At 79.0% G+C, this 229-nt stretch carries 1 protein-coding gene; it reads left to right on the top strand.

Translation table 11 applies throughout. The features are described 5' to 3' along the window. The coding region (locus AN218_RS38025) for an FAD-dependent oxidoreductase (protein WP_244900374.1) at positions 1 to 229 on the top strand (229 nt) is incomplete at both ends.

The following is a 229-nucleotide window of genomic DNA, read 5'->3' as shown; positions in this document are numbered from 1 at the left end:
CCTGGTCTACGACGTGCTCGTGCTGGCGACCGGCGCCGAGCCCGTACTGCCGCCGCTGCGCGGCCTGTTCACCTCCGAGGGGGGCGAACTCCCGGCGGGCGTACGGGCGTTGCGCACCCTCGACGACTGTCTGGCGCTGCGGGAGGCGGCCCGCCCGGGGCTGCCCGCCGTGGTCGTCGGCGGCGGTCCGCTCGGGGTGTCGGCGGCCAGGGCGCTCGCGAGCCGGGGC

The sequence above is a fragment of the Streptomyces nanshensis genome (genome assembly GCF_001751255.1).
GTDB lineage: Bacteria > Actinomycetota > Actinomycetes > Streptomycetales > Streptomycetaceae > Streptomyces > Streptomyces nanshensis_A.
Note: the sequence above shows the minus strand (reverse complement) of the source record. Positions and strands in the feature narration are given on the sequence as shown.